The organism is Bacillus sp. JJ1474 (assembly GCF_036965225.1).
GTDB lineage: Bacteria > Bacillota > Bacilli > Bacillales > Cytobacillaceae > Cytobacillus.
Window position 1 is genome coordinate 13010 of record NZ_JBALPC010000125.1, and the last position, 1312, is coordinate 14321.

The window sequence follows — 1312 nt, forward strand, 5'->3', positions numbered from 1 at the left end:
CCTTTAAAGTAATCCTTCATGTTCATAAAGGAAATCATATGAAAGATCTATAAATATATATTCAAGCGCATTTAGCGGATACGAAAAAGTTCGGATTGTTTGCCCTGTTTCTATATCTCTGTATAAATCAGATAAGATACCTCGTTTTTCCTTTTTCATTTTCAAAATATTTTCGAAAAAATAGGGACGCCAGCTCCAGTTTTTATGGAGGTATTCTGGCTGAAGCAACCAATTATTATCTTCTTTAAAAATATTGGCAGATGTCTGAATTCCATTCTCATCACAAACATATAAGCGAAAAGCGACATCAGTTAAAGATAACGAAAGTTCCTTTATTAAATCCTCATATCCGAGCATTCTGCGATTTTTTGTTTGCAGAAACTGAGTAAGCCTTTCATTGAACTTCTCTGTTACATTATACAATTCTTCGAGTTTTTTCTTCTCGTAAGCAATAAATTCGTGCCATTTGCCCTTCAGTTTCTCCTTCTGAATATCACGGTCTACAAACTCCTCTGACGGCTTTTGCAAATAATAGCCCTGATAGTATCTTCCCCCATTTCTCCAAGCAAATTGAAGCTGATAGACCATTTCAATGTTTTTAAAAAGCAAAGTTGCCCCAATTTTTCGCGCTAATAAAGAAATAGAAAGTAAAATATCATGTAATATATGGGCAGAAGCAGTAGAACGCAGTTCATTCAAATCAACCTTTAAAATATTCGGCGAGATTTGCCCAATTCTATCTAAATGGCTTCTCTCATTCCCCATATTGTCAATGGCAATCTTAATACCATAAGTCCGAATATAATTTAATAGATGATCTAAATGCTCTACTTCACCCTTGTAGATACGCTCAGTCGATTCTAACACGATCCGATTTAGATTTATCCCCTTTTCTTGGTATTCAAACAAAATGGATAGGAACGATTCGGCATTATCAAACATTAATAAATCTGCATCTTTATTGATAAAAAGGAGAATATCATCCTCTAAAAAAAGTGCTTTATCTAACGCCTTTCTTAAAACGGCATGATCGATTTCCAGCCTGTATTCTTCAGGTATGTTTTCATCTAGAAAAATGGGTCCTAAACTTACTATTCCATTTTCCCCCTTATATCTTCCTAATATCTCATAGCCTGTAACTCTTAGTTCATCCGCACTAAATATCGGCTGAAAATATGGAAAGACATGATCCAAATCCGTTAATATTTCCAGGGCATCCATTTTCATACCCTCCAGTATTAATTAATAAAATACTTTTCCATAAAGTGAAACTTCAATCAGTGGGGGGGATCTTCCCCCACTGATTGTTAGT

General features: G+C 34.8%; 1 protein-coding gene. It reads right to left on the reverse strand.

Going from position 1 to position 1312, the window contains the following annotated elements:
- Window positions 1-3: 3 nt before the first annotated feature.
- The gene (locus V7164_RS15995) at window positions 4-1221 is read right to left on the reverse strand and encodes an EAL domain-containing protein (protein WP_335348046.1); all 1218 of its coding nucleotides are present in this window, start codon (window positions 1219-1221) and stop codon (window positions 4-6) included.
- Window positions 1222-1312 lie beyond the last annotated feature (91 nt).

Bases quoted from the DNA above. Each gene is read 5' to 3' on its own strand.
- V7164_RS15995 (WP_335348046.1), bottom strand. From the start codon at position 1,221: ATGGATGCCCTGGAAATATTAACGGATTTGGATCATGTCTTTCCATAT.